At 64.8% G+C, this 25,355-nt stretch carries 23 protein-coding genes; 10 read left to right on the top strand and 13 right to left on the bottom strand.

All coding sequences use genetic code 11. The features are described from left to right. The first annotated feature begins 52 nt into the window (after positions 1-52). Positions 53-412 carry an STAS domain-containing protein gene (locus RFA01S_RS03030; protein WP_032400646.1) on the top strand — a complete coding sequence of 120 codons (360 nt, stop codon included), beginning with the start codon at positions 53-55 and terminating at the stop codon, positions 410-412. Here the strand turns inward: RFA01S_RS03030 and RFA01S_RS03025 are convergent. Then, positions 389-1,549, bottom strand: a complete 1,161-nt coding sequence (locus RFA01S_RS03025; RefSeq protein WP_032408375.1) for a PP2C family protein-serine/threonine phosphatase — start codon at positions 1,547-1,549, stop codon at positions 389-391. The genes RFA01S_RS03030 and RFA01S_RS03025 overlap by 24 nt on opposite strands. After that, positions 1,546-2,346 (bottom strand): alpha/beta fold hydrolase, encoded by an 801-nt coding sequence (locus RFA01S_RS03020; protein WP_032408524.1) that lies wholly within the window; start codon positions 2,344-2,346, stop codon positions 1,546-1,548. The genes RFA01S_RS03025 and RFA01S_RS03020 overlap by 4 nt, the downstream gene beginning before the upstream one ends. A 56-nt stretch (positions 2,347-2,402) precedes the next feature. On the opposite strand from RFA01S_RS03020, the gene RFA01S_RS03015 reads away from it, so the two are divergent. Then, positions 2,403-3,485: an NAD(P)H-binding protein gene (locus RFA01S_RS03015; protein WP_052060920.1), complete on the top strand. Its 1,083-nt coding sequence runs from the start codon at positions 2,403-2,405 to the stop codon at positions 3,483-3,485. Positions 3,486-3,517: 32 nt separating this feature from the next. Here RFA01S_RS03015 and RFA01S_RS03010 read toward each other — a convergent pair whose 3' ends face one another. Beyond that, the gene (locus RFA01S_RS03010) at positions 3,518-5,002 is read right to left on the bottom strand and encodes an amidase (RefSeq protein ID WP_032408374.1); all 1,485 of its coding nucleotides are present in this window, start codon (positions 5,000-5,002) and stop codon (positions 3,518-3,520) included. Between the two features lie 90 nt (positions 5,003-5,092). Between RFA01S_RS03010 and RFA01S_RS03005 the strand changes: the two genes are divergently transcribed. Continuing rightward, entirely contained in the window at positions 5,093-6,289 is a 1,197-nt protein-coding gene (locus RFA01S_RS03005) for an SGNH/GDSL hydrolase family protein (protein WP_307718861.1), read from the top strand. A 51-nt stretch (positions 6,290-6,340) separates the two neighbouring features. Here RFA01S_RS03005 and catC read toward each other — a convergent pair whose 3' ends face one another. The 6 genes from catC to RFA01S_RS02975 form a co-directional block, all read right to left on the bottom strand. After that, the gene (catC, locus tag RFA01S_RS03000; RefSeq protein WP_032385893.1) at positions 6,341-6,625 is read right to left on the bottom strand and encodes a muconolactone Delta-isomerase; all 285 of its coding nucleotides are present in this window, start codon (positions 6,623-6,625) and stop codon (positions 6,341-6,343) included. Positions 6,626-6,630: 5 nt separating this feature from the next. After that, positions 6,631-7,497, bottom strand: coding sequence for a catechol 1,2-dioxygenase (gene catA / locus RFA01S_RS02995; protein WP_032408372.1), 867 nt, complete (start codon positions 7,495-7,497; stop codon positions 6,631-6,633). Positions 7,498-7,540: 43 nt separating this feature from the next. Further along, entirely contained in the window at positions 7,541-8,644 is a 1,104-nt protein-coding gene (locus RFA01S_RS02990; RefSeq protein ID WP_032408371.1) for a mandelate racemase/muconate lactonizing enzyme family protein, read from the bottom strand. Continuing rightward, entirely contained in the window at positions 8,641-9,570 is a 930-nt protein-coding gene (locus RFA01S_RS02985) for a LysR family transcriptional regulator (protein ID WP_032408370.1), read from the bottom strand. The genes RFA01S_RS02990 and RFA01S_RS02985 overlap by 4 nt, the downstream gene beginning before the upstream one ends. A 144-nt stretch (positions 9,571-9,714) precedes the next feature. Then, positions 9,715-10,890 carry a 4-hydroxybenzoate 3-monooxygenase gene (locus RFA01S_RS02980; protein WP_032408369.1) on the bottom strand — a complete coding sequence of 392 codons (1,176 nt, stop codon included), beginning with the start codon at positions 10,888-10,890 and terminating at the stop codon, positions 9,715-9,717. Between the two features lie 66 nt (positions 10,891-10,956). Next, positions 10,957-11,706, bottom strand: a complete 750-nt coding sequence (locus tag RFA01S_RS02975) for an IclR family transcriptional regulator (RefSeq protein ID WP_032408368.1) — start codon at positions 11,704-11,706, stop codon at positions 10,957-10,959. Between the two features lie 47 nt (positions 11,707-11,753). Between RFA01S_RS02975 and RFA01S_RS02970 the strand changes: the two genes are divergently transcribed. Both RFA01S_RS02970 and RFA01S_RS02965 read left to right on the top strand, forming a co-directional pair. Continuing rightward, a complete protein-coding gene (locus tag RFA01S_RS02970) occupies positions 11,754-12,617 on the top strand; it encodes an RNA polymerase sigma-70 factor (protein WP_032392891.1) in 864 nt (287 codons plus the stop codon). A 106-nt stretch (positions 12,618-12,723) separates the two neighbouring features. Beyond that, on the top strand, positions 12,724-13,464 hold the full coding sequence (locus RFA01S_RS02965; protein WP_027494691.1) for an SDR family oxidoreductase: 741 nt from the start codon (positions 12,724-12,726) through the stop codon (positions 13,462-13,464). Between the two features lie 70 nt (positions 13,465-13,534). On the opposite strand, the gene RFA01S_RS02960 is transcribed toward RFA01S_RS02965, so the two are convergent. The 3 genes from RFA01S_RS02960 to RFA01S_RS02950 form a co-directional block, all read right to left on the bottom strand. Further along, complete coding sequence (locus RFA01S_RS02960) at positions 13,535-15,037, bottom strand: carboxyl transferase domain-containing protein (RefSeq protein WP_032408367.1); 1,503 nt, start codon at positions 15,035-15,037, stop codon at positions 13,535-13,537. Then, positions 15,034-16,233 carry a CaiB/BaiF CoA transferase family protein gene (locus RFA01S_RS02955; protein ID WP_032408366.1) on the bottom strand — a complete coding sequence of 400 codons (1,200 nt, stop codon included), beginning with the start codon at positions 16,231-16,233 and terminating at the stop codon, positions 15,034-15,036. The genes RFA01S_RS02960 and RFA01S_RS02955 overlap by 4 nt, the downstream gene beginning before the upstream one ends. A 135-nt stretch (positions 16,234-16,368) precedes the next feature. Continuing rightward, the gene (locus RFA01S_RS02950) at positions 16,369-17,739 is read right to left on the bottom strand and encodes an SLC13 family permease (protein ID WP_027494694.1); all 1,371 of its coding nucleotides are present in this window, start codon (positions 17,737-17,739) and stop codon (positions 16,369-16,371) included. A gap of 191 nt (positions 17,740-17,930) precedes the next feature. Between RFA01S_RS02950 and RFA01S_RS02945 the strand changes: the two genes are divergently transcribed. The 5 genes from RFA01S_RS02945 (at position 17,931) to RFA01S_RS02925 (ending at position 24,429) form a co-directional block, all read left to right on the top strand. Beyond that, entirely contained in the window at positions 17,931-18,629 is a 699-nt protein-coding gene (locus tag RFA01S_RS02945; protein ID WP_032384194.1) for a FadR/GntR family transcriptional regulator, read from the top strand. A gap of 106 nt (positions 18,630-18,735) precedes the next feature. Further along, positions 18,736-19,890: an acyl-CoA dehydrogenase family protein gene (locus RFA01S_RS02940; RefSeq protein WP_032408365.1), complete on the top strand. Its 1,155-nt coding sequence runs from the start codon at positions 18,736-18,738 to the stop codon at positions 19,888-19,890. A gap of 24 nt (positions 19,891-19,914) precedes the next feature. Continuing rightward, a complete protein-coding gene (locus RFA01S_RS02935) occupies positions 19,915-22,089 on the top strand; it encodes a 3-hydroxyacyl-CoA dehydrogenase NAD-binding domain-containing protein (RefSeq protein ID WP_032408364.1) in 2,175 nt (724 codons plus the stop codon). Positions 22,090-22,117: 28 nt separating this feature from the next. Further along, a complete protein-coding gene (locus RFA01S_RS02930) occupies positions 22,118-22,747 on the top strand; it encodes a TetR/AcrR family transcriptional regulator (protein ID WP_307718860.1) in 630 nt (209 codons plus the stop codon). Positions 22,748-22,881: 134 nt separating this feature from the next. Next, positions 22,882-24,429 (top strand): acyl-CoA synthetase, encoded by a 1,548-nt coding sequence (locus RFA01S_RS02925; protein ID WP_032408362.1) that lies wholly within the window; start codon positions 22,882-22,884, stop codon positions 24,427-24,429. 38 nt (positions 24,430-24,467) lie between these two features. Here the strand turns inward: RFA01S_RS02925 and RFA01S_RS02920 are convergent, their stop codons facing one another. Beyond that, positions 24,468-25,355: a siderophore-interacting protein gene (locus RFA01S_RS02920; RefSeq protein WP_032408361.1), complete on the bottom strand. Its 888-nt coding sequence runs from the start codon at positions 25,353-25,355 to the stop codon at positions 24,468-24,470.

The following is a 25,355-nucleotide window of genomic DNA, read 5'->3' as shown; positions in this document are numbered from 1 at the left end:
TGGTCCGCATCCCCCGTCGACGAGCGCGGCGGGTAACGATTCAGGAGTACAGATGCCAGTCGACACGAACGCCGCAGGATTCTCGATCCAGTCCTCCAACGACGGGCGCGCGGCCGTCATCTCGGTAGCGGGCGAGCTCGACGTCACCACCGCGCCGGCACTGTCCGAGGCCATCACCGCACAGACCGCGACCGGCCCGGCTGCACTGATCGTCGACCTGAGCGGAGTGTCGTTCCTGGCCTCGGCGGCCATGACCGTTCTCGCGACGGCGCAACAGGATCACGGAGAGTCCCTGTCGTTCTCGGTCGTCGCCGACGGACCGACCACCAGCCGGCCCATCAAGCTGATGGGCTTGGATCAGGAATTCACCCTGCACGCCGACCTGGCGTCAGCCCTCGCTGCTCTCGACTGAGTCGGGGCCCGGGGATACGCCCAGCGCCATCACGGCGGCGTCGTCGGCCAGCCCGTCGCCGAAGCTGCGCAGCAGCAACCGCAGATCGTCGACGATCGCTGCCGGAGTCGCCGGAGCGTGCGCCGTCGCGAATTCCAGCAGGGCACCGTCGTCGTCGTATCGGCCCCGGCCGACTCGCGCTTCGGTGAGACCGTCGCTGTAGAGCATCAGGGTGTCCCCTGCTTCGAGCGTGACGGTCGCCGGAACGAAGCGAGCGTGCCGAAGTATTCCGATCAGCTGGCCGCCCGTCATGGGCACGTAGTGGGCGGTTCCGTCGGCACGAAGGACCAGCGGTGGGGGGTGCCCGCCACTGGCCATCGATACCTCGAATCCGGTGTCCGTTCGGCTCAGAATGCCGAAGACTGCGGTGCAGAACTGCGCATTGGCGTCCCGAAACTCTTGCCGCAGAACAGAATCCAGATTCTGCATCACCGCGACGGGGTTCTCGTCGTACACCGCTGCCGCGCGCAACGTGTACCGCGTCAGCGACGTCACAGCGGCCGCCGATGCACCTTTGCCACAGACGTCGCCGAGAAAGAAGCCCCAGCAGTCGTCGGACAACGGAAACAGGTCGTAGAAGTCGCCACCCACCTCGTCGCGGGACGCTGCCCGGTAGTGCGCCGCGGCGGTCATCCCCGACGGCGGTAGCAGTGCGGGCGGCAACAGCGACCGCTGCAGCGTCTTGGCCAACAGTTCTGCACGCGTGCGTGATTGCAGCAATTCGCGCTCGTAGGTACGGCGATCGCGAGCGTCGAGCGCCGTGATGCGGATCAGTACCGGCCGGCCCGCTGCGTCGATCTTGACGTTCGCCGTGATGAACACCGGCAGCCGTCGACGATCCGCCGTCACCAGGTCCAGTGCAATGCCGTCGAGCTTGCCGTTCATCAACAGCATCGGCCCGAAGTGGGTCTCGTAGTGAATGCGTCCACCGACGGTGAGCAGCTCCCCGAAGTCGGTGCCGACCAGCGCGTCGACCTCGAAGCCCAGCCAGGTTGCCAGCGTCGAGTTCAGTCGCGCGATCCGCATGTCGGGGCGTACGGACAGGTACCCGCATGGCGCATTCTCGTACAGGTCCTCGACGTCGAGGTCATCGATCACGACGGTCTCACGAAGTCCGCGATGGTCTCGGCCGTCAGTTCGGGTGCGGTGATCTGCGGGCAATGGCCACTGACGTCGAGCGTGATGCGGACGCTCCCCGGGATCTGTTCGTGCACGAACCGGCCGACCTGAGGCGGTGCGAGCGAGTCGCGCGCACTGTCGATGATCAACGTCGGCACCGGTACTCCAGGCAGATCCGCCCGATTGTCGGACAGAAAGGTGGTGCGGGCGAACACCCGTGCGCACGCCGGATCGGTTCGGCACACGCTCGCGGTCCACATGTTCTCGAGTTCCGGTCGATCGGGTGCGTTCACGACCACCGATGCCATCGATGCGGACCAGCCGAGGTAGTTGCTGTCCAGCGATTCGAGCAGTTCCTCGATGTCCTCTGCACTGAAGCCGCCGCGGTAGTCGCCGTCGTCGATGTACCGGGGGGACGGAGTCAGCAGAATCAGCTTGGTGAATCGATCGGGCGCAGCGGTGGCGGCCAGCACCCCCATCATCGACGCCACCGAGTGACCGACCAACGTGACGTCGGTCAGGTCGAGTTCCTGCGCTATCTCGACGATGTCGGCGGCGTACGTGCTCATGTGGGCGTATCTCTCGGCGTCCCAGGCCGCCGGGTCCGATGCCCCGGCCCCCACGTGGTCGAACAGGACGATCCGGAATCGCGAAGCCAGGATCTCGGTGACGCCTCGCCACAACGTCTGGTCGCAGCCGAAGCCGTGCGCCAGCATCACGACCGGGCCGTCGGCAGCTCCGACGACTTTCACGTTGTTCCTGATGCGCGCACTCACCTGCACAGTGTGTCATCCGGCACCGGAAGCGGGGAGTGAGACTGCCCGGACAGGGTATGACCCCTGTCTACAGAAACGAGAATCTCATGCGAGTGCTGGTCACCGGCGCAACCGGATACATCGGATCTCGGCTGATCCCCGTGCTTCTCGAACAGGGCCACGAGGTACACGCCGCGATGCGTGACCCCAAGAAGAAGTCGCGCTTCGCCTGGGGTGCGCACGTGACGGCTGTGCACTTCGACCTCGACGACCACGACAGCTTCGACTCCGCTACCGAGAACGTCGACGCGGTGGTCTACCTGGTCCACTCGATGGACGAGGGCGATTTCGTCGAGAAGGATCGCCACGCCGCGCAGTCGATGGCCGCTGCCGCGGAACGCAACGGGCTCCAACGAATCGTCTACCTGTCCGGTCTGATTCCCGACGACGGCACTCCACTGTCGGATCACCTGCGCTCACGGCTGCAGGTCGAGGAGGCGTTCCTCGACAGTTCCGTCGATGCCACCGTCCTCCGGGCCGCCATCATCCTCGGTTCCGGATCGACGTCGTTCGAGTTGGTGCGACGCATGACCGAGCGACTGCCGGTGACGCCGATTCCGACGTGGATGCGGAGGCAGGTGCAGCCGATCGCCGTCGTGGACGTCGTCGCCATCATCGCCCGCGCCCTCGGCGATACAGCCCGTCCCGGATCGTTCGACATCGGCGGCACCGAGACGATGAGCTACCCGGAACTCCTGCAGGCGTACGGCAGCGTCGCCGGTCTGCGCCGAGCACAGATTCCGGTGCCACTGCTGCCGACGGGGCTGGTCGGCCGCGCGGTCGCAGTCATCACCGCGATGCCGCCCGGCACCGTGATCTCTTTGGTGGAGAGCCTGACCCACGACATGGTCGTGCGACGCGGTAATGCCGCGACGGACGTGTTCGCAGAACCGGATACGACGTTGCTCAGTGTGCGGGAGGCCTTGGAACGCTCCATCACGGTGGCAGCCGAGGAAGGTACGGACGCACACGCCGATCCTCAGGCCGCAGCCGACACCGATCCCGACTGGGCAGGCGGAGTCGTCGACATCGTCGACGGCACCGTGCGACAGCGTCCGTCCGGCATCGCAGGCAAGGTCCAGCTCGGAGCGACCCGCTAGCCGGTGTCGATGTCTGTCAGCTGATGTAGCTGTCAGCCGATGTCGCTGTAGCGATGAGCCCAGGGCACTGCTCGTTCCAACTGCGCTGCGAGTTGGACGAGCAGCCCCTCCCCGCCCAGCGGGGCGAGAAAGTGTGCGCCCATGGGCAGACCTGAGCTCGTCCAGTGCAGCGGAACGGACAGGGCGGGACGCCCGGTGACGTTGGCGGTCTGGGTGTACGGGATCCACGAGATGTTCTCGTCGATCATTTGATCCACGATGCCGGTGTACTTGAGCATTCCCGCAGTTCGGCTGCGCAACAGCAAGTCCGATGCCAACTGCAGCGGCTTCGCGAGCTCGAACGCCCCGATCTTCGGGGGCAGCTCGGCCAGAGTCGGGGTCAGCAGCAGGTCGTACGTCTCGAAGTAGGTGGCCAGGGCCCGCACGTGCACGTGTCGTCCCTCCACCGCATCGAGGTAGTCGACTCCGCTCGCGGATCGGCCGAGCGCGGCCATGATTCGGGTGTCCCGCTCGAATGCGTCGTCACCGCACCCGGTTCTGCGCTTGACCTCTTCCATTTCCCACGCCAGGTACGTGAACCAGGCGAGCAGGAATTCGCGGTTGAGCGCCGCGTCGTCGAACGGCGGGGCCTCGAGGAGTTCGACGGTATGGCCCAGTTCGCCGAGCGTCGTTGCCGCCGATTCCATCGCAGCGATCGCCTCCGGGGCCGGAGACGGATTCACCGAGGTCGCGGCGTACATGCCGATCCGTAACGGCCGCGGGTCGGTGTCCATCCGAGACAGGAACCCGTCGGGCGGCGGCGTCGACGAGTATCCCGACGTCGGCTCACCACCGGCGAGTACATCGAGCATCGCGGCGGTGTCGCGGACCGATCTCGACACCACGCCCTGTACTGCGGCCCCGTGCATCGGCTCGCCGAACGTCGGTCCCGACGGCACCAGCCCGCGGCCGGGCTTGAGCCCGACGAGTCCACAGCAGGCCGCCGGAATGCGGATCGAGCCGCCGCCGTCGTTCGCTCCCGCCACCGGCGCGATCCCGGCCGCGACCGCCGCGGCGGAGCCACCCGACGAACCACCGGGAGTTCTGCTGCGGTCCCACGGGTTTCGAGCCGGGCCGAACACTGCCGGCTCGGTGATTCCCTTGGCACCGAACTCCGGGGTGTTCGTCTTACCGAAGATGACCAGGCCGGCGTCGAGCCAGCGCTGAACCACCGTCGCGTGTTCGGGCATCGGCAGCTCGGTGAGTGCGCGCGAACCACTGGACGTGGGCAGCCCCGCGTAATCCTGCGACAGGTCCTTGATCAGAAACGGCACCCCGGCGAACGGGCCTTCCAGCGTTCCGGCCAGCCGCTGCTCGGCCTCCTCGCGCATCGGGCGCACGATCGCGTTGAGACCCGGGTTCACCGACTTCGCCTGCTCCAGTGCGCAATCGAGAAGTTCACGCGGGGTGACATCGCCTGTGGAGACCAACTCGGCCAGCCCGAGGCCGTCGTACGTCCGATACTCGTCGATGCGCATGTGGCCACCTTAATTACGTGCGGCCAATCCGTGTGCGAAACGGTTTGCCTAAATGCATTAGGCAAATATACGGTTCATATAGGAAGGCAGGTGCGCCAGCTGCCCTTACCTCAGCCCGACACTCCACAGATCGAGACCACCATGATCACTACCGACATCTCCGACACACTTCTGCACGGCGCGGCCGAGCTGGAACGAACCGACAACGGCGTGCTTCCTCATCGCCTGCCACGCGCAGCTCGTCAGCGCTTCACCGACCCCCAGCTCACGATGGCGGAATCTCAGCCGTCCGGAGTTCGGTTGGTCTTCACCACGACCGCCACCATCATCGAGATCGAGGCGGTGGCGACCCGTCGCACATTCCTGGGCCTCCCGCCGCGGCCGGCCGGGCTGTTCGACCTGCGAATCGACGGCGTCCTCATCGAGCGCGTTTCGACGACGGGTGGCATCACCACGACCATCGACATGGCGACGGGGTCGGTCACCGATCAGGTCGAGCCGACTGGTGTCGCGCGGTTCTCCGGGCTGTCCGCAACCGACAAACACGTCGAAATCTGGTTGCCGCACAACGAAATCATCGAGCTGGTCGCGCTGCGTACCGACGCCGCTGTCTCACCCGTCGTCGACACCCGACCGATCTGGATCGACTACGGCAGCTCCATCAGTCAGGGGTCCAACGCCACAGGGCCCAGCACCACCTGGACGGCCCTCGCCGCCGCGACAGCCGGTGTGCAACTGCGCAATCTGGGTTTCGGCGGAAGCGCACTGCTCGATCACTTCGTAGCGACGGCCATTCGGGACGCGCCCGCCGACCTCATCAGCCTCGAGATCGGAATCAACCTCGTCAACTCCGACGTGATGCGGCTACGCGCATTCACCTCCGCGGTGCACGGATTTCTCGACACCATCCGCGATGGTCACCCCCACACCCCACTGTTCGTGATCTCCGCGCTCCTGTGCCCCATCCACGAGAACACCCCCGGCCCAGGTGCATTCGATCCGGCGGCCTTGGCATCGGGCACGGTGAAATTCGCAGCGACGGGTGATCCCGCCGAGGTGCGTGCCGGAAAGCTGACTCTGACCGTGATCCGCGAGGAACTCGCCCGCATCGTGTCCGAGCGCGCCACCGCGGACCCCCACCTTCATTACCTGGACGGCCGAGAACTGTACGGAGACAACGATGTCGAGGACCACCCGTTGCCGGATAGGCTGCACCCCGACCAGTCGACGCATGAGCTGATCGCCGAACGCGTCGTCGACCGGATCTTCCCGCGAACTCGCAGTTAGGGACGGATTCTGCGGATATTCCGTCCCCAACTTCGAGTTCGGCGGGGTCGATCACCCCGCGGAAATGTCCGACGGGTGTTGCGCGAGCGGGGACACCTCGATCGTCATGTACGGGAACAGTGGGAGATTCCACAGGATTTCGTGGAGCCGCTCGTTGTCCCGGACATCGAAGATGCTGAGGTTGGAGTACTGGCCGACGATGCGCCAGATGCTCACCCACTCCCCATCCCGCTGCAGTTGCTGCGAGTACGCCTTCTCCCTGGAGAGGGTGTCCGCTCGTACGTCCGCATCGAGGTCCTGCGGCAATGCGACGTGCATCTTCACGGCAAAAAGCATATGGCTCAGCCCTTGTCGAGTACGAAGTTGTACGTCACTTCTTGGCCGCCGTCGACTTCCCGAGGATCGAGGATCAGTTCGGGCTTGACGGCGTTGGCGACGTCGTCGTCGTTGTGTGCGTCGCCCGGGAAATAGAGCTGGGTGGTGATCTGCTGATGCCCGGCAGCCGCAACTTTGAGGTGCAGGTGTGCAGGACGCCACGGGTGCCAGCCGGCCGCGGAGATCAGCTTGCCGCAGGCCCCGTCGGTCGGGATCTGGTACGGGGCGGGCTTCATCGTGTGGATCCAGAAGTTGCCCTGATCGTCTGCCGTGACCGTGCCGCGCAGATTCCACTCCGGGATTCCGGGCGCGAACTGCGAGTAGAAGCCGTCGGAATCGGCGTGCCAGATCTCGATGACCGCATGCGGCAGCGGGCTACCGTCGACGCTCGTGACCTGACCTTGGAACAGCAGCGGTGTGCCCTGTTCGCCGTCGCGAGTGGGCAGGATCGCGGCCGACCCGAGTTCCGGGGCATTTGGAACGTAGTACGGACCTTCGATGGTGCCCTTGCTGCCTTCACGGGTTTCGCCGGCAACTTCTTCGACGACGTGCTCTACCCAGACGTCGAGGAACAGCGGCCACTCACCGGTCTGACCGACGTTGATCAGCCAGGCCTTGAGGGCGTTGTACTCGTCGTATGTGACCTTGTGTTCGCGAATCGTGTCATGGATTGCCGAAATGACCTGTCGAGCAAGCAGACTGACTCGCTCCGGCGGGGTGTCGGCGGCTGCCTGCTTGTCGGAGGTGAAACGCTCGGTGGCGTTCGCCCCCGACGCGGCTGCGGTGGCCACCTCGGTAGCGGATTCCGTCGAGGGTGCGTGGTCGATGCTCATGGAGAACTCCTTGGCTCACAGTTGCGTTCTTGGGGGCTGAAGATCAGTGGTCGGTGCGGTATTTCGCGAGTTTGTCGGGGTCGATACGCACGCCGAGGCCCGAGCCCGGCAGTACGTGCAGTTCGCCGTCGCGGATGACGAGGCTTTCGGTCAGCAGGTCGTCGCTCATGTCGAGGAAGTTCGACAGCTCGCCTGCTCGGCGTGAGGTGAGGTCGAAGGCCGCGCCGAAGGCGACGGTGCAGGCTGTGCCGAGCTGGCCGTCGATCTGGTTTCCCATCACCACGTCGACACCGAGCCCTTCGCACAGGTGATGAGTGCGGAGCGAGCGGGTGAATCCGGTGCGAGCGGTCTTGATACTGACGGCCGTTGCGGACCCACCGAGGATCTCGCGAGTGACCTCCGACGGGGTCGTCGCCGATTCGTCGGCAACGAACGGAACATCGAGTTGCTGTACCAGCCAACGACGCCCGAGGACGTCGTCGGCCGGGCACAGTTCCTCGGCAAGAGTGAGCCCCAGATCCGACATCTCTTTCATGGCACGCGCAGATTCGGCAGCGGTCCATCCGCGATTGCCGTCGACGTACAGTTCGACCGTCTCACCGAGCCCCTCTCGCAGTGCGCGGACCACGGCGGTGTCGAGCTCTACGGGCCTTCGCCCGACTTTGACCTTGAAGACTCCGATGCCGTATGTCTCTCGCATCCGACTCGCCTCGTCGACCATCGCTGCAGGCGTGTCGAATCCGAGCATGTGGCTCACCCGCATACGGTCGGTGTAGCCGCCGAGGAGTTCGGTAACGGGTAGGTCGAGTGTCTGCCCGAGCGCATCCCAGATGGCCATGTCCACGGCAGATTTGGCAACCGGATTACCCACTGTACGAGCAAGTTTGGCATTGACCACCTCCCTCGAGGTGAGCGGCAGTCCCACGACGGCCGGCGCGAACAGGGTCTCGATTACCGCCACCACCCCGCGCTGGGTCTCGCCGTACGTGAACGGCCGAGGCGGAGCGTCGGCGACTCCGACGACACCGTCGTCGGTATGAACGCGTACGAGAACGTGGTCGGCGGCATCGACCTCGCCGCTGGCGAACTTCAGCGGCTTTCGATACGGAATCGAGTACGGGATAGCCTCCACAGAAACGATTTTCACAACGTGTCCTTCGACTGAGCAGGCGGTACGGATAGTTCGAGCGGAGGGAGCACTCCCGCGTCCTCCAACGCTGCGACCAGCGCATCGACGAGTGCCGACGGTCGGTCGCGGTGCCACGCCAATGCCAGGTCTATCGTGCTCGCTCCGGCGATGTCGCGGAACAAGACGCCGTTCAACTGCAGAGCGCGGACGGATTCGGGAACCAATGCCACACCCAACCCGGCCGCGACGAGCGCCAGCAGAACCGAGGTGTCCGGGGCTTCGTGTTCACGACGAGGACTGAAACCCGCTGCGCGACAACTACGCACCACGGCGTCGTTCATCACCGAATGCGTGTCCGCGTACATCACGAAGTCCTCGTACATGAGGTCGGCCATACCGAGCGCTGCCTCGGTGGCGTACCGGTGATCGACGGGCACCGCAAGCAGCAGCGACTCGGTGGTGATGGTGCGTACGACGAGGTCGTCACCTGCCACGGGTGGCCGCAGAACCGCGACGTCGAGCTGCTCCGACCGCAATCCCTCCACCTGAGCGGGGGTCAACAGATCCCCGTGAATTTCGAGCGCGATCCCGGGAAGGCGCTGCTTGATCGCACGGGCGATCGGCGGCAGCTGATCGAATGCCGCCGTGCCGGTGAAGCCGATACGTACCAACCCGTACCGGCCATCGGCGATGCGTCGGACACCGCGGTTGCTGCGTTCGAGATTGTCGAGGTTGCGGACGGTCTCGCGGTAGAAGAACTCCCCCGCCGGAGTCAGGCTCACTTGACGCGTGGTTCGGGTGAGCAGGGTGACGCCCAGTTCGGCCTCGAGCTGTCGGACCGACTGAGACAACGCCGGCTGCGCCAGATGCAGACGTTTGGCCGCCTGACCGAAGTGACAGGTCTCGGCCACGGCGACGAACTGATGAAGATGCCTCAGTTCCATCGAGTGCCTCCTGTCGGTTCGTACCACGCTCAGGCGTGACCCTGCCCACAGTAAGCCCGCAATCCATTGATGACAAAGACCTATTTGCAGCTCATTGATAAGTCGGAGCGATCAAATCATTGCGGTACACACGCCGCCCGCCGATCAGAATCCGATCGGCAATCCGGCGTAGTTCTCCGCCAGTCCCATGGCACCCGCCTCGCTGGACGCCACCCATTTCAGTTGCGAGAGTTGCAATTGCGCGTCGAAGGGGTCGTCGCCGGTATGCAGCATCGTCGTCATCCACCACGAGAAATGCGTGCAGCGCCAGACGCGTCGAAGGGCGTCGTCGCTGTAGCTGTCTGCGGCCCGCGAATCGTTCCCCTTCAGCTTCTGCGCCAGGGCAGGCGCGAGCAGAGCCACGTCGGCTACCGCGAGATTGAGACCCTTCGCCCCGGTGGGCGGCACGATGTGTGCGGCGTCGCCGGCCAGGTACAGGTTGCCGTGTCTCATCGGTGTCTGCACGTAGCTGCGCATCGGCAACACGCTCTTCTCGGTGATGGGTCCGGGGTTCAGAGTCCACCCGTCCTGACCGTGACCGAGCCTGGACGCCAACGCATCCCAGATGCGGTCGTCGGACCACGTGTCGATATCGGTTCCGTTCGGTACCTGCAGATACAGCCGGCTGACCGTCGACGACCGCATCGAGTGCATCGCGAAGCCGTCCTGGTGCCAGGCATAGATCAGTTCGTCGGTCGAGGGGGCGACATCGGCGAGCACCCCGAGCCAGGAGTAGGGATAGACCCTTTCCCAGGTGTTGCGCACCGAATCGGGCATGGCCGCCCGGCTCGGCCCGAAGGAACCGTCGCAGCCGGCGATGACGTCGGCATCGATCCGCACCGGGCTGCCCGACGCATCGGTGAAGGTGACGAACGGTGCGTCGGACTCGACGTCATGCAACGCGGTATCGGAGACGTCGTAGTAGATCTGTTGGCCGGCCTTCTCGCGTGCCACCACGAGGTCCTTGGTGACCTCCGTTTGCCCGTACACCCAGACACTCCGGTCGACGAGATCTCGAAAGTCGATGTGGTGCCGCTCTTCCGGCCACTGCAGGTAGATGCCTCGATGCTCGTCGCCCTCGCGGTGCAGACGCTCACCGAGCCCGTGTTCGTCGAGCAACTGGACCGTCGAGTGTTCGAGGACTCCGGCCCGGATTCGGGAGAGCACGTATTCCTGAGTACGTGACTCGATCAGAATGGAGTCGATCCCCTGCTCGTCGAGCAGGTGGGACAGCAGCAGACCCGCGGGCCCTGCACCGATGATGGCAACCTGTGTACGCATGCAAGCAGTAGACCCCGGGATCTCGACCCGAACAAGACCGCACTTCCACTCAGTGAAAACGGCCGACTACCCGCCAAGACTTCGTCCGATCCCGTGGGCCGCAACCTGAAGTGCGGCAACCAGTCTCACTCGATCGCGGCCCAGCTTGGGAACCACGATTCCCAATGCGGCGACCACACTGTCGCCGGCATGGACCGGCACAGCCACCGAACACGCACCGAGTGTCATCTCCTCGACCGTCTGCGCGAAGCCCTCGCGACGCACTCGACGCAGCTCGCTCTCCAGCTGCCCAGGATGCGTCACCGTGTACGGGGTGAGGCGATCCAGGGAGCGCATCACCTGCTCCTGCACCTCCCGCGGCGCGTACGCCAGCAGGACTTTGCCGACGCCGGTGGCGTGCAGCGGCAGCCGAACACCGACGCGACTGACCGCGGGAACCGATGCGTGGCCGGCCAACCTGTCGAGATAGAGCACTTCGCACCCGTCGCGGATGGCCAGGTGCACCGTCGCAAGGGTCGCTCCGTAGATGTCGTGCAGAAACGGTGACGCGATATCGCGGAGATCGGACTGATCGGGTGCGAGCAAGCCCAGCTTCCACAACCGCCTACCGACGACGTAGCGCCCGTCGTCGCCCCGGACCAACGCGCCCCACTCCACCAGTTCTCGCACCAGCCGATGCGCAGTGGCGATGGGTAGGTCGGCACCGGCGGCCAGGTCGGTCAAGGTCAGCGACGGAGCTTTCTCGTCGAACACACCGAGCAGGGCCAGCAGGCGCGCAGCCACCGAGACTCCGGGGTCCCGAGCATTGCCAGCCACCCCAAGGACGATAGTGTCCCCACGAGACAGAGAGTGAGACCAGGCCGATGACCGACGACGGCACCGCCGCATTCGAGCTGGCACGCCCGCGATTGTTCGGGATTGCCTATCGCATGCTGGGCAGCGCCGCCGAGGCCGAAGATGTGGTGCAGGATGTCTGGCTGAAGTGGCACGCCACCGACCGCACCACCGTCCGTAATTCACTCGCCTTCCTCACCACCGTCACGACACGCCTGGCCATCAACGTCACGCAGTCGGCGCGGGTGCGGCGGGAGTCGTACGTCGGCCCGTGGCTGCCCGAACCGATCGACACCCGAGCCGATCCGGCGACGGTGGCAGACAACGACGCCACGGTCGAGCTTGCCGTTCTTGTTGTGCTGGAACGACTTCCGGCTCGTGAGCGAGCCGCGTACGTTCTCCGGGAAGCATTCGACTATCCGTACGGCCAGATCGCCGACATAGTGGAGACAACCGAAGCCAACGCGCGTCAACTGGTGACGCGCGCCCGCAGACATGTGGCCGACGCTCGTCCGACCCCTGTCGATTCCGACCGCCATCATCGACTGCTCGACGCCTTTCTCGCCGCAGCCAAGGGGGGCGATCTGGCCGCTCTGGAAAAGATTCTTGCGCAGGACGTAGTGAGCCTGTCCGACGGCGGCGGCAAGGTGAAGGCTGCAGCCCGAATACCCATTGTCGGACGCAGCCGAGTCGCCGCATTCGTTGCGGCGTTCTCCTCGCATTTCTGGATAGGAACCACGACGTCGTTCATCCAGGTCAACGGAAGGGCTGCCGTACTGATCGTTCGTGAGTCGACGGTGACCACGCTGCTGACGATCGATGCCACCGAGGACGGGATCGGGACCGTCCTGTGGGTGATGAATCCGGACAAGCTGCACGCGCTGCCGCGCTAGGTGTCACAGATCGGAGCGCTGCCCTGTCAACACTGCGACCGGCAGCAGACAAGAGTTGACCGGCTCGTCTCGCAGGCACCCCTCCTGCGGCGAAGAGAGGATTCTCATGAAGATCGTTGTCATCGGCGGAACCGGCCTCATAGGTTCTGCAGTTGTGAGCATGTTGACCGAGCACGGTCACGATGCGATAGCGGCGTCGCCCAAGTCCGGTGTGAATACTCTGACCGGCGAGGGCCTGGCCGATGCTCTCGTCAGTGCGAATATCGTTGTCGACGTCTCGAATTCACCGTCGTTCGAGGACGCGGCCGTGTTGGACTTCTTCACACGCGCGACGACCAACATCCTCGCAGCCGAAGCGAGTGCGGGCGTGCAGCACCACGTTGCACTGTCCGTGGTCGGCAACGACCGACTGCCCGCCAGCGGCTACTTGCGCGCAAAGGTGGCTCAAGAGAAACTGATTCGCGCATCGTCGATTCCGTACACCCTCGTGCGCGCAACGCAGTTCTTCGAGTTCTTCTCCGCCATCGCACAGGGCGCGACGACGGGCGACGAAGTCCGGTTGAGCTCGGGTCTCGTCCAGCCGATCGCGGCACACGACGTTTCGACCGTTGTCGCTCGTGTCGCTCTCGAGGCACCGCGTAACGAGACGATCGAGATCGGAGGCCCGGAAGCGTTCGGGCTCAACGAGTTCGTTGAAAGAGGTCTGAAGGCACGCGGCGACAGCAGAACCGTCGTCGCCGACGACCAGGCTCCGTACTTCGGCGCACTGTTGCACGGCCGTGAACTGGTTCCAGGCGATGGGGCCGAACTGTCCACTACTACTTTCGCCGCCTGGCTCGAGTCCTGATTCTCGCCGAACTCGAAGTTATGGACACATTCGGCCTGAAATCCGTCCATAACTTCGAGCTCGGCGGATATCACACAGCGGCAGCCGCAAAACCGATTCGATTGAAACGCTTTTCGCGCGCGATCATCCGCATCGAGGGGTCCTGAGCGATCAGCTCGGCAAGTTCTCGGTGCAATACCGCGCCCACTCGATCGCAGAACTGCTGTGATTCGTCTGCGGCGTCGGGCAACTCGGGAACGATGATGTCGACGACACCGGCCCGGAAGAGATCGAGCGAGCGCACTCCCTGCTTGGTCGCCATCTCGGCGGCGTGGGTGGTGTCGCGATGCACGATGGCCGAGGCACCCTCGGGCGGCAACGGCGAGAGCCAGGCGTGCTGAGCAGCGAGAACTCGATCCGCGGGCACCAACGCAAGGGCACCGCCGCCGGTTCCCTGCCCCAACAGCAAGGAGAGCGTGGGGGTTTCGAGGTCGACCATATCTGCGATGCACCGTGCTATCTCGCCGGCCAGGCCGCCTTCCTCCGCCTCCTTGGAGAGCGCTGCGCCTGCAGTATCGATGACGGTGACGAGGGGAAGCTTCAAATCCTGCGCCAGCCGCATGCCGCGTCGGGCCTCACGCAGAGCCGCGGGGCCGAGTGGCGTCTTCGTCGTCTGGCTCCTCCGGTCCTGGCCGAGCAGAACGCACGGCATGTCGCCGAACCGGACGAGCGCCAGAATGAGGCCCGGATCGGACTCGCCCTGACCGGTTCCGTTGAGCGGTAACACGTCTGCCGCTGTGTTGAACAGCAATTCGCGCACCCCCGGCCGATCGCTCCTGCGCGAGGCCAGAATCGAGGTCCATGCCGGCACGTCCTCGATCTCCCACTCGAGGGCATCGGAATGCCGGACGCGACACGACGGCACGTCGGTCATGATGCGTAGTGCCCGGTCGACGATCTCACCGAGCTGCTCGGGCGGACGGATGGCGTCGATGAGTCCGTGCGCCTGCAGGTTCTCCGAGGTCTGCACGCCGGCGGGGAATTTCGCGTCGTACAACGCCTCGTAGACACGGGGGCCGAGAAATCCGACGAGCGCACCGGGCTCGGCAACGGTGACGTGACCGAGCGATCCCCAGGATGCGAAGACGCCGCCGGTGGTGGGGTGCCGCAGATAGACGATGTACGGCAGATTCGCCGCCTTGTGTGCGGTGATCGCCGCGGTGATCTTGACCATCTGCAGAAACGCGACGGTGCCCTCCTGCATGCGCGTTCCACCCGAGGTCGGCAACGCGAGCAGTGGAAGCCGCTCGGCGGTGGATCGGTGCACCGCGCTGACCAAACGTTCACCGGCGGCCACTCCGATGGATCCAGCCAGAAAGGCGAACTCGCCCAACAGGATTGCCGCCGTGCGTCCGCGCACGGTCGCGGATCCGGTGAGAACGGATTCGTCGAGACCCGTCTTCTCACGCGCCGCAGCCAGTTCGTTCGCGTACTCGTCGTCGATGACGTAGTCGGCAGCCGGGCTGTCCCACGACTCGAAACTTCCGGGATCGATCACCAGATCGAGGAGTTCGAGCGCGGTCATCCTCGTCATCGGACCGCTTCTTTCAACCAGTCGCGGACGAGTTCGTCGTCGGCTCCGAGAACCGGCGGTGCCAGATGCCGGTTCTCGGTGACCTCCGTGCCGTCGGATTCGAAGAATCGCAGCGGCGGCCCGGGCAGGGTCACCGTGCCCAGCGTCTCGTGCTCGACGTCGATGAGCAGGCCCTGAGACTTGGTCTGCTCCCACTCGTACACTTCTTGCACATTACGCACTTTGCCTGCGGGAACACCGATTTCGTCGAGAAGTGCCAACAACGGCTCGGTCTCGTAGGTGCGGAAGATCTTGGACACGAGTTCGACGACGTCATCCCGACTGTCGACGCGTTGCGGGTTGGTCGCCATGCCCTCGAGGTCGGGATCGATACCGAAGCCCTCACAGAAGCGATGCCACAGACCCTCGCTGCCTACCGAGATCTGCACGGCTCCATCGGAAGTGGGAAAGAGGCCGTACGGACAGATCGACGGGTGGTGGTTGCCCTGCGCCTCACCGATCTCGCCTGCGACGGTCCACTTGGTGCCTTGGAATGCATGCACCCCGACGACGCTGGCCAGCAACGACGTTCGAACCACCTTGCCGCGGCCGGTGCGGTCGCGCTCGCGCAGCGCAGCGAGAACGCCGAAGGCTCCGTACATTCCGGCCAGCAGGTCCGCGATCGGAACCCCCACGCGCTGAACATCGTCGGGGCCGGAGCCGGTGAACGACATCAACCCGGCCTCGCCCTGAGCGATCTGGTCGTAGCCGGACCGGCCACCCTCGGGGCCGTCGTGTCCGAATCCACTGATCGACAGCACGACCGTGCGCGGGTTGATCTCAGCGATGCGCTCGGGCGAGAAGCCGAGCCGATCGAGCACTCCCGTGCGGAAGTTCTCGAGCAGAACATCCGCGCGTTCGATCATGCGCTCCAACGCTTTTCGGCCATCGTCGGTTTTGAGGTCGAGCGCGATCGACCGCTTGTTGCGGTTGGCCGAAAGGAAGTACGTCGATTCGCGCTCCGCGTCACGCGGGGTGACGAAAGGCGGGCCCCACACCCGGGTGTCGTCGCCGCCCTTGGGGGTCTCGACCTTGATGATGTCCGCGCCGAGATCTCCGAGCATCATCGCCGCGTGCGGGCCGGCCAGGGCGCGCGTCAGATCCACCACCACGGTGCCGTCGAGCGGTCCGGTTCTGCCTGTCGTGTTGAGGGGCATCGAATTGATCCTTACGTCGAAAGCGATGAGGGGTGGCAATTGGCATATTGACTCAGTGGCCTAGCCAATTTCATTGGACCAGCGATCCGCGGGGAAGTCAAGATCGAGTTCTCGGACGTCCGCGCAGCTCGAGAGCTAGAGCCAGCCGGGCACGACCAGTACCGCCCAGGCGATCAACGGGCCGACGACGACGACCAACGCGCTGTATTTCAGGATCTGCTTGTAGAAGACGTCCCGATCGATGTCCTGGGCGTTGGCCAGCACCAGAGCGCCGTTGGTGGAGAAGGGACTGACATCGACGATCGTCGAGGCGATGGACAGGGCCACGATGACACCGATGGCACCGACCTCGCCGGCGAGCAGGAACGGAACGGCCAGTGGGATGGTGACACCGAGGATGGCCGTCGACGACGCGAACGCCGACACGATGGCACCGATGTAGCACAGCAACAGAGCCACGAGCAGCGGAATACCGATGCCGGCAACCGCATCACCGACGTACTCGACCGTGCCGGCTTCCTGCAGCACGCCGACGAACGTCAGCACGCCACCGATGAGCAGTACCGTCGACCAGCTGATCTGGTTGATCGCACCCTTCTGAGCCTTGGGCGACGCCAGGGCGAGGACCACGGCGACCGTCATCGACACGAAGCCGACATCGAGATCGAGGACGAGTGAGAACAACGCCAGCGAGGCCAGCCCGACGAGCGTGAGGATCTGATCGAACGTGATGGCCTTGACGGCGGTGGCCAGGGGTGGCGCGTTCTCGACCGTGACCGTCTGACCGGACGGCTTGGGCGTCGACGATCCGAATCCGCGCATGACAGTTCTCGAGCCGCCCCCGCCTACTCCGCCCGAATCTCCCTCGGGGCGGGTGCCGTCCTCGTCGTGCACGCTACGTCCGAGAAGTGCACGTCCGCCCAGGAACATGAACAGCAACGCACCGATTGCCGCGTTGAACAGCATGCTGCCCAGGAACAAGGTGAGTGGGCTGTTGACCAGACCCGCCTTCTGAGCGATGTTGTTGACCGTGACGCCGTAGATGCTGATCGGCGAGAACCCGCCCGCCTGTGCGCCGTGAATGACCATCATGCCCATGAGCAGGGCATTGATCTTGTACCGCGCCGCGAAGCCGAGTGCGATCGGTGCGACGATCGCCACGGCTGCCGGTCCCAGCGCTCCGATTGAGGTCAGCACGCCGGTGATACCGAACATGACCCACGGAATCAGGGCGACCCGGCCACCGACCAGCCGCACCGCACCGCGGACCAGGAGGTCGACCGTGCCGTTGTTCTGGGCGATCGCGAAGAGGTAGGTGATACCGACGAGCGTCAGGAACAAGCTGCTCGGGAAGCCGGCGATGATGTCGTCGGTGCCCATGCCCACGGCAATGGTTCCGACGAAGAACGCCGCCACGAACCCCAGCGCGCCCATGTTCACCGGGAACACGGTCGCAGCGAGGAACATGACGACGAGCGCAATGATGGGTATCAACTCGGTCGACATCGAAGGTCTCCGGTTCGTCTGAGGTTGTCCCCCGAGCGGGCGCTCGGGTTCCGTGGCCAATTGGACTAGCCACTGAGTCTTTACAGACTGAACCAGTGAAGTGGATCACTTGTCAACAGTTGCTATGACCCGGGCCACTGCCTACCGACGGTTAAGGTGGGGGTCCAGAGGAGCAGAGAGCGAGTGACACAGTGGCTGAGCAAATTCGCCCGGTGACCCGACCACGGCTGTACGAGGTCATCGTGGAGCAGCTGTGCAAACACATCGCCGATCGCGACATGAAGCCCGGCGATCGACTCCCGCCCGAGCGTGAACTGGCGGGTCACCTCGGCGTCAGCAGAGCCTCACTGAGTCAGGCCCTCGTCGCACTCGAAGTACAGGGCATACTGGCCGTGCGCCACGGCGACGGAGCGGTACTCGTGCGACGGCCCGTGGGGGACATGGCCATTCGCGCCCTGCGCGAGCACGCCGATCGCCTGCCCGAGGTGATCGAAGCCCGTGAGGCACTCGAGGTCAAACTCGCCGAGCTCGCCGCAATCCGCCGCAGCGACGCCGAAATGGCGGCGATCGACCACGCCCTGTCGGTGATGGCCTCGGAGATCACCGACGGAAATCGCGGCGACTCCGGCGACGAGCTGTTCCATCACGCCATCACCGAGGCCGCACACTCGCCGCTACTCGCCCGCCTCATGGGCGAAATCGCCGGCCTGATCCGCGAAACTCGAATCGAATCATTGTCGCAGTCGAACCGTCCGCAGACTTCATTGGAACACCACCGCCGCATCGCCGACGCTGTGCGACAACAGAATTCGATCGAGGCCGGACGCGCGATGGCCGAGCACATCCGCCTCGTCTCGGACGTAGCGCTACTCCGCTCCGCGGACAGCTAGAGAACTCACCCGCCACAGCACATGGTTGACATCCGTGGCCACGTCGGTGCATCGTTATTGGCAAAGCGCCAACAACGCGTCGTACGCTCCGACCCGAGGACCCTCCATGACTGCACTCGCAGACCGCACCGACGACGTCACCACCGAGCTCGCCGACGTCCGACAGCTCGCCCGCAGCTTCTTCGAGAAGGAGGTCGCGCCGCACCGCGAGGAATTCGCGACGGCCGGACGCCCCAGCCGCGAGGTCTACCGGAGTGCGGGCAACCATGGACTCCTGGGAATGTCGATACCCCAGCGGTACGGCGGAGGCGGCGGCGACTTCCGCCACGAGGCGGTGCTGTTCGAGGAGCAGGTCCGCGCAGGCGACTCGGCCATGCAGTTGGGTGTGCACAGCGGCATTGTTCCGCATTACATCCTTGCGTACGCGCCCGAGGAGAAGAAGCAGCGCTGGCTTCCGAAGCTGTGCTCCGGCGAGTGGATCGGCGCGATCGCGATGACCGAACCGGGCACCGGATCCGACCTCCAGGGCATCACCACCCGCGCGGTGCGCGACGGGGACGAATACGTGGTCACGGGCGGAAAGACGTTCATCTCCAACGGAGCTCACTGCGATCTGATCATCATCGCCGCCAAGACCGATCCGGCCGCCGGAGCCCGTGGGCTATCGCTGCTCGTGGCCGAGGTCTCCGACGACACCGAAGGCTTCCACCGCGGCCGGGTACTGCACAAGATCGGCCAGAAAGGCCAGGACACAGCAGAACTCAGCTTCGACGGTCTACGTATTCCGGCTGCCAACCTCCTGGGTGAAGAAGGTCGCGGCTTCGCGCAGTTGATGCAGCAGCTTCCCCAGGAACGGCTGATCTGCGGTATCGCTGCGGCCGCGATGATCGAGGCCGCCGTCCAGCAGACCGTCGACTACACCAAGACACGAAACGCGTTCGGCAAGACACTGTTCGACCTGCAGAACACCAAGTTCGAGCTCGCCGAATGCGCCACCATCGGACGCGTCGTCCGCACCTTCGTCGACGACGCAGTGGCCCAACATATTTCGGGTTCACTGGACGTGACGACGGCCGCGATGGTCAAGTACTGGACCACCGATCGGCAATTCGAGGTGGTCGACCGCTGCCTGCAACTCTTCGGCGGCTACGGCTACATGGAGGAATACCCCATCGCCCGCATGTTCGTCGACGGTCGCATCGCCCGCATCTACGCCGGTGCCAACGAAGTCATGAAAGACCTCATCTCTCGCTCTCTGTAGAACCCGCACCGACCCGAGGATCCGATGAACAGCCCAGCCGCACTGCACACTTCCACCATCACCGGCGAGATCGGCTTAGACCGTATCGTCGTGCTGACGATCGACGATCCTGCGCATTCCACGAACACCATGAACGCGGCATTCGGTGAATCGCTCGAGCGCACCGTCGACTGGCTCGAGACCAACCTCGATGCGTTCGACGGCATCATCGTCACGTCGGGCAAGGATTCGTTCTTCTCCGGCGGCGACCTGGAATTGCTGCGCGACGCCGGTCCGTCCGACCATGCAGCCATCGCAGGTGCGCTCGATTTCACGAAGGACAAGTTTCGGCGGCTCGAGACGCTCGGCAAGCCGGTCGTGGCCGCACTGGGCGGCACCGCACTCGGCGGCGGCTTCGAGATCGCCCTGGCCTGCCACCATCGAATTGCGCTGAACAACAGCAAGGCTCGCTTCGGGCTGCCCGAGGTGACCCTCGGGTTGCTGCCCGGGGCCGGTGGCGTCACCCGAACGGTTCGGATGTTCGGCATCGTCAAGGCTCTGACACAGGTGGTGGGCCAGGGCCAGCGATATCGGCCGGCGCAGGCCCTCGAACTCGGACTCATCGACGAGGTCGTCGACACCCACGAGCAGATGATGGCGCAGGCACGTTCATGGATCACCGCCAATCCCGGGGCCCTCCAGCCCTGGGACAGGGCGGGATTCACGATCCTCGGCGGTACGGCGTCAGCACCGGCTGTGGCCGCGCAGCTGCCGGCACTCACGGCAACAGTGCGTAAACAGGTCAAGGGCGCGCCGATGCCTGCCCCCATCGCAGTGGTTGCCGCGGCAGTGGAAGGATCGGTACTCGACTTCGACGCCGCCTCGCTCGTCGAAACCCGCTACTGCACGTCGCTCGCCTGCGGGCCGATCTCGGGCAACCTGATCCAGTCGATGTTCTTCGATCTCGGCTCCATCACCAAAGGCGCTTCCCGCCCTCCGGCCGAACCACATCGAGTTCCCGAGAAAGTGCTGGTGATCGGGGCCGGAATGATGGGTGCCGCCATCGCCTACGTCGTCGCCTCGGCCGGGGTTCCGGTGATCCTCCGTGATGTCTCGATCGAATCCGCCGAGCGCGGGAAGAGTCATGCACGTTCGGTTCTCGGTAAAGCTGTCGCGAAAGGCCGCGCAAGCCAGGTCGATGCCGATGCGGTGCTCGCGCTCATCACCCCCAGCTCCGACGCGGCGGACGCCGAGGGTTGCGACCTGGTCGTCGAGGCAGTGTTCGAGGATCCCGCCGTCAAGCAGGGTGCTTTCGAGGACGTCGACAAGTACCTGACCGCCGACGCGCTGCTGTGCTCGAACACCTCCACCCTCCCCATCACCGCACTCTCGCAGTCTGTTTCGCGGACCGGCGACTTCATCGGCACGCACTTCTTCTCCCCCGTCGACAAGATGCCGTTGGTGGAGATAGTGGTGGGAGAACACACCAGTGATTCCGCTCTTGCCCGCGCATTCGACTTCGTCCGCCTGATCGGCAAGACACCCATCGTCGTCGGCGACAGTCACGGCTTCTTCACCACCCGCGTCATCGGCCGATTCATGGACGAGGCGATCTCGCTGGTCGCGGAGGGCGTGCATCCGGCCACCGTCGAGCAGGCCGCACTCCAGGCCGGCTACCCGTCCGGCGCACTGGCTCTGATGGACGAGATTTCGTTGACCCTGTCGCGGCACATCCGCGAGGGCATGGCCGAGGCCGCTCGCGCCGACGGTCGCCCCTGGATCGTCTCGAATTCGTACGCCCTGGTCGATCGCCTCGTCGACGAGTTCGACCGTCCGGGCCGCAAGGCGGGGCGCGGGTTCTACGAGTACGCCGAGGACGGCAGCAAGGTCAGGCTCTGGCCGGGCCTGGTGGAGCACTACCACCGCCCTGATCACGGAATTCCGTTCGAGGACATGATGGATCGCATGCTCGTCGCCCAATCGCTGGATTCGGTCGCATGCCTCGACGAGGGCGTTCTCCGAACCGTCGCCGACGCCAATATCGGTTCCATTCTGGGTATCGGCTTCCCTGCCTGGACCGGCGGTGTGCTGCAGTTCGTCAATCAGTTCGACGGCGGTCTCCCGGGATTCGTGCACCGAGCCGACGAGTTGCGGGCGCGATACGGCGACAGGTTCGTCGTACCGGCATCGCTGCGAGCGCGCACCGAGCGGTACCTCTGAGATCGCGCTCGCTCGGTTCGGTGCGATCATGACAACCATGCCGGCTGCAAGCACACCCAAGTGGAATCGACTGGAACCGGACGAGCGACGGACCCAGATCCTGGCCGCCGCCGTTCGCTTGTTCGGCGACAAGCCGTACGCCGAGGTCTCCATGGCCGACGTGGCTGCGGCTGCGGGTGTTGCACGCGGGCTCATTCATCACTACATCGGCAGCAAACGGGATCTGTACCTCGAGTGTGTTCGTTTCCTGGTCACCGTGCCGCCGATCGAGGACGTGCACTTGCCCACGGGCTCGGTCGAGGAGAGGGCTCGCGGGAGTGTGCACTGGCTGGTGGGCGTCATCGAGGCACACGGAACGGCGTGGGTGTCGGTGGCGAGCGGCTCGGGCGTGGACGAACAGGTGGCGCAGATTCTGGACGAGGCGGACGACCTTGCCGCCGAGCGCGTCTTGGACGCAACGGCTTTCGAGACACACCGCGGCGACAGACGCATCGCAACGTCGGCAGTGCGGGCGTTCGGCGGCATGGTGAAGGCGGCAGGTCGCGAGTGGCTGGTGCGCGGCACGCTGACCCGGGACCAGGTGGAAACACTTCTGACAGACGTGCTCGTCACCGTTCTCTCCACCGCACGCTCTCTCGACAACGCCCCAGAACGGTAGCTGGGCAATCCTTTTCACGGTTCACATCCCGTCCATCACCCACGACTTCGCTATTGACACCACGCCAACAAGGTGGAACTGTGGCCGTATTCACTCGGGCGTACCGCGCCCCCTCTCGCACAAGGGACCTCGCCATGTATCTCACTCAAGGCCTCCATCGCTCCGCAGTCACCACGCCAGATCGCGCTGCAACGGTGTTCGGCGATCGCGTGCGCACCTTCTCGGAACAGATCGATCGTGTGGCGAGGTTCGCGGCCGGTCTGCATTCCGTCGGAGTCCAGAGCGGCGATCGAGTGGCAATGCTGGCGTTCAACAGTGACCGCTACTCCGAGTACCTGCTTGCGGTCCCGTGGGCCGATGCCGTGCTCAATCCCGTCAACATTCGGTGGTCACCCGTCGAAGTTGCGTATGCACTCAACGACTCTCGGACCAAGGTTCTGATCGTCGACGACACCTTCGGCGCAATGGTTCCGGCTCTACGCGCGTCGTGTCCCGACTTGGCGACCGTCGTCTACTGCGGGGACGGTTCCACCCCCGACGGCATGGTCTCGTACGAGGACCTGGTGGCATCCCACGATCCCGTCCCCGATGTACGACGCAGCGGCGACGCCCTGGCCGGCCTCTTCTACACCGGCGGCACCACCGGATTCCCCAAGGGCGTCATGCTCTCCCACGCGAATCTGGTGACGTCCGGCCTGGGGACGGTGGCCACCGGACAGCTGCTCGACGATGCGTCGGTACTGCTCCACGCCGCACCGATGTTCCACCTCGCCGATCTGGCTGCATGGGTAGGGCAGGTCATGCTCGGTGGCACCCATGTCATGGTTCCGTTCTTCGAACCGACAGCGGTACTGGGCGCGATCGCACAGCACTCCGTCACCGATGTGTTGCTGGTTCCCACCATGATTCAGCTGCTCGTCGACCACCCCACGTTGAGCGAGTTCGACACCTCGTCACTGAGCCGTGTGCTCTACGGAGGATCCCCCATCTCCGCCGGTGTTCTCGAGCGGACCCTCGCCAGGCTTCCACAGGCCCGCCTCACGCAGGCCTACGGCATGACGGAACTTGCGCCGGTCGCGTCGCTGCTGTGGCCCGAACACCATGTGGGCAAACGCATCGGCTCGGCCGGACGTGCGGCCCCGCACTCCGAGATCCAGATTCTCGGACCCGACAACGAGCAGATGCCCACAGGCGCGGTCGGCGAAATCTGTGTCCGCGGTGGACACGTGATGCTGGGTTACTGGAACAAGCCGGAAGAGACTGCAGCTGCCGTTCGTGACGGATGGATGCACACCGGCGACGTCGGCTACCTCGACTCCGACGGCTTCCTGTTCGTCGTCGATCGTCTCAAGGACATGATCATCACCGGCGGAGAGAACGTCTACAGCGCCGAGGTGGAAAGCGCGTTGAGCCTGCATCCCGCAGTGTTGGCCTGCGCTGTGATCGGTGTGCCCGACGAGGAGTGGGGCGAGCGCGTACATGCGTGTGTCGTTCTGGCCGAGGGGCTCTCACCCACTACCGCCGAACTGCGCGAGCACACCCGCAGCTACGTTGCCGGGTACAAGACTCCGCGCACCATCGAGTTCGTCACCGCTCTCCCCATGAGTGGGGCAGGCAAAATCCTCAAGCGCGACCTGCGTGACGCCTACGTGGCCAAGGAATCGGCCGACGCAGTTCTGTGATCACGCGACGGTGAATGCTCGTCCGACGAGTCCCTGAGTCACAGTCCGGCGCGCTCGAGAATCTCGTCCCAGTGGATCTCGGCCTCGGCCTCACCCATGCCAGCGGACGCGATGCGCTCGTAGTCGTCGATCAGTGAATCGGCCACTCTCTCATAGCGTTCGATCCATGCTTCCTTGTCGTCTCGCCAGTAGCCGACGATGGCCATGCGGCTAGCAGGGAAGCCGACCTCACAGCGGAAGTACTTACGTACGCCTCTACCCGCCGACGCCTCCCCGCCGAACCAGACGTACCCGTTTCCTGCCGGAACTCGGAACGTGCGCACAGCATCGTCGAGTTGCGATGGTGCGCGCCCGTTTCCGGCCACCCTCCAGTCCATCGTCACCGAGGCCGCCGATCGAACGTCTAACACGTCGTCGTCGTGAGCCACCTCGACGATCGCATGCGCGCGCAGTTCGGCAGGCAGCTGCTCGAGCGCACGGCACAGAGCGGGTAGCCCCGGTAGATCGGCGATCAACAACATCCACTCCGTGTCGGCGGGCGGCTCGTACCACGACCGTGTTCCCCACATCCCCAGCGCCGTACCCGGCTCGGCCGAGCGAGCCCAGTCCGCGGCCACGCCGCCGACGTGGTCCACGAAGTCGATCGTGATCCGGTTCTCGTCCCAGCACCGGACGGTGTAGTTGCGGCATTCACGAACCACGTCGTCATGGTGCGCGAGAACGCCGTCGCGTCGGGTCATCTCGGGCGGTACGTCCTCTCCGTCGGCCGGAAAGTACAGGTGCACGATTTCGTCGGGCACTCCGCTCGACTCGAACCCGCGTGCAGCGGAAGCATCGAACACGACGCGAATCAGCGACGGTGACAATCGTTTCGATTGGACTACCCGTGCGGTGAGATATCCACCCTCGTCACGTCGACCGGCCAT

It is taken from the genome of Rhodococcoides fascians NBRC 12155 = LMG 3623, assembly GCF_001894785.1.
Taxonomy (GTDB): domain Bacteria; phylum Actinomycetota; class Actinomycetes; order Mycobacteriales; family Mycobacteriaceae; genus Rhodococcoides; species Rhodococcoides fascians.
This window is presented reverse-complemented; position numbering and strand designations above follow the sequence as displayed.

Coding starts and splice junctions, on each gene's coding strand:
- RFA01S_RS03030 (WP_032400646.1), top strand. CDS start 53: ATGCCAGTCGACACGAACGCCGCAGGATTCTCGATCCAGTCCTCCAAC.
- RFA01S_RS03015 (WP_052060920.1), top strand. CDS start 2,403: ATGACCCCTGTCTACAGAAACGAGAATCTCATGCGAGTGCTGGTCACC.
- RFA01S_RS03010 (WP_032408374.1), bottom strand. CDS start 5,002: ATGCGCATCGACGAGTATCGGACGTACGACGGCCTCGGGCTGGCCGAG.
- catC (WP_032385893.1), bottom strand. CDS start 6,625: ATGCTTTTTGCCGTGAAGATGCACGTCGCATTGCCGCAGGACCTCGAT.
- catA (WP_032408372.1), bottom strand. CDS start 7,497: ATGAGCATCGACCACGCACCCTCGACGGAATCCGCTACCGAGGTGGCC.
- RFA01S_RS02985 (WP_032408370.1), bottom strand. CDS start 9,570: ATGGAACTGAGGCATCTTCATCAGTTCGTCGCCGTGGCCGAGACCTGT.
- RFA01S_RS02980 (WP_032408369.1), bottom strand. CDS start 10,890: ATGCGTACACAGGTTGCCATCATCGGTGCAGGGCCCGCGGGTCTGCTG.
- RFA01S_RS02970 (WP_032392891.1), top strand. CDS start 11,754: ATGACCGACGACGGCACCGCCGCATTCGAGCTGGCACGCCCGCGATTG.
- RFA01S_RS02965 (WP_027494691.1), top strand. CDS start 12,724: ATGAAGATCGTTGTCATCGGCGGAACCGGCCTCATAGGTTCTGCAGTT.
- RFA01S_RS02960 (WP_032408367.1), bottom strand. CDS start 15,037: ATGACGAGGATGACCGCGCTCGAACTCCTCGATCTGGTGATCGATCCC.
- RFA01S_RS02955 (WP_032408366.1), bottom strand. CDS start 16,233: ATGCCCCTCAACACGACAGGCAGAACCGGACCGCTCGACGGCACCGTG.
- RFA01S_RS02950 (WP_027494694.1), bottom strand. CDS start 17,739: ATGTCGACCGAGTTGATACCCATCATTGCGCTCGTCGTCATGTTCCTC.
- RFA01S_RS02940 (WP_032408365.1), top strand. CDS start 18,736: ATGACTGCACTCGCAGACCGCACCGACGACGTCACCACCGAGCTCGCC.
- RFA01S_RS02935 (WP_032408364.1), top strand. CDS start 19,915: ATGAACAGCCCAGCCGCACTGCACACTTCCACCATCACCGGCGAGATC.
- RFA01S_RS02930 (WP_307718860.1), top strand. CDS start 22,118: ATGACAACCATGCCGGCTGCAAGCACACCCAAGTGGAATCGACTGGAA.
- RFA01S_RS02925 (WP_032408362.1), top strand. CDS start 22,882: ATGTATCTCACTCAAGGCCTCCATCGCTCCGCAGTCACCACGCCAGAT.
- RFA01S_RS02920 (WP_032408361.1), bottom strand. CDS start 25,355: ATGGCCGGTCGACGTGACGAGGGTGGATATCTCACCGCACGGGTAGTC.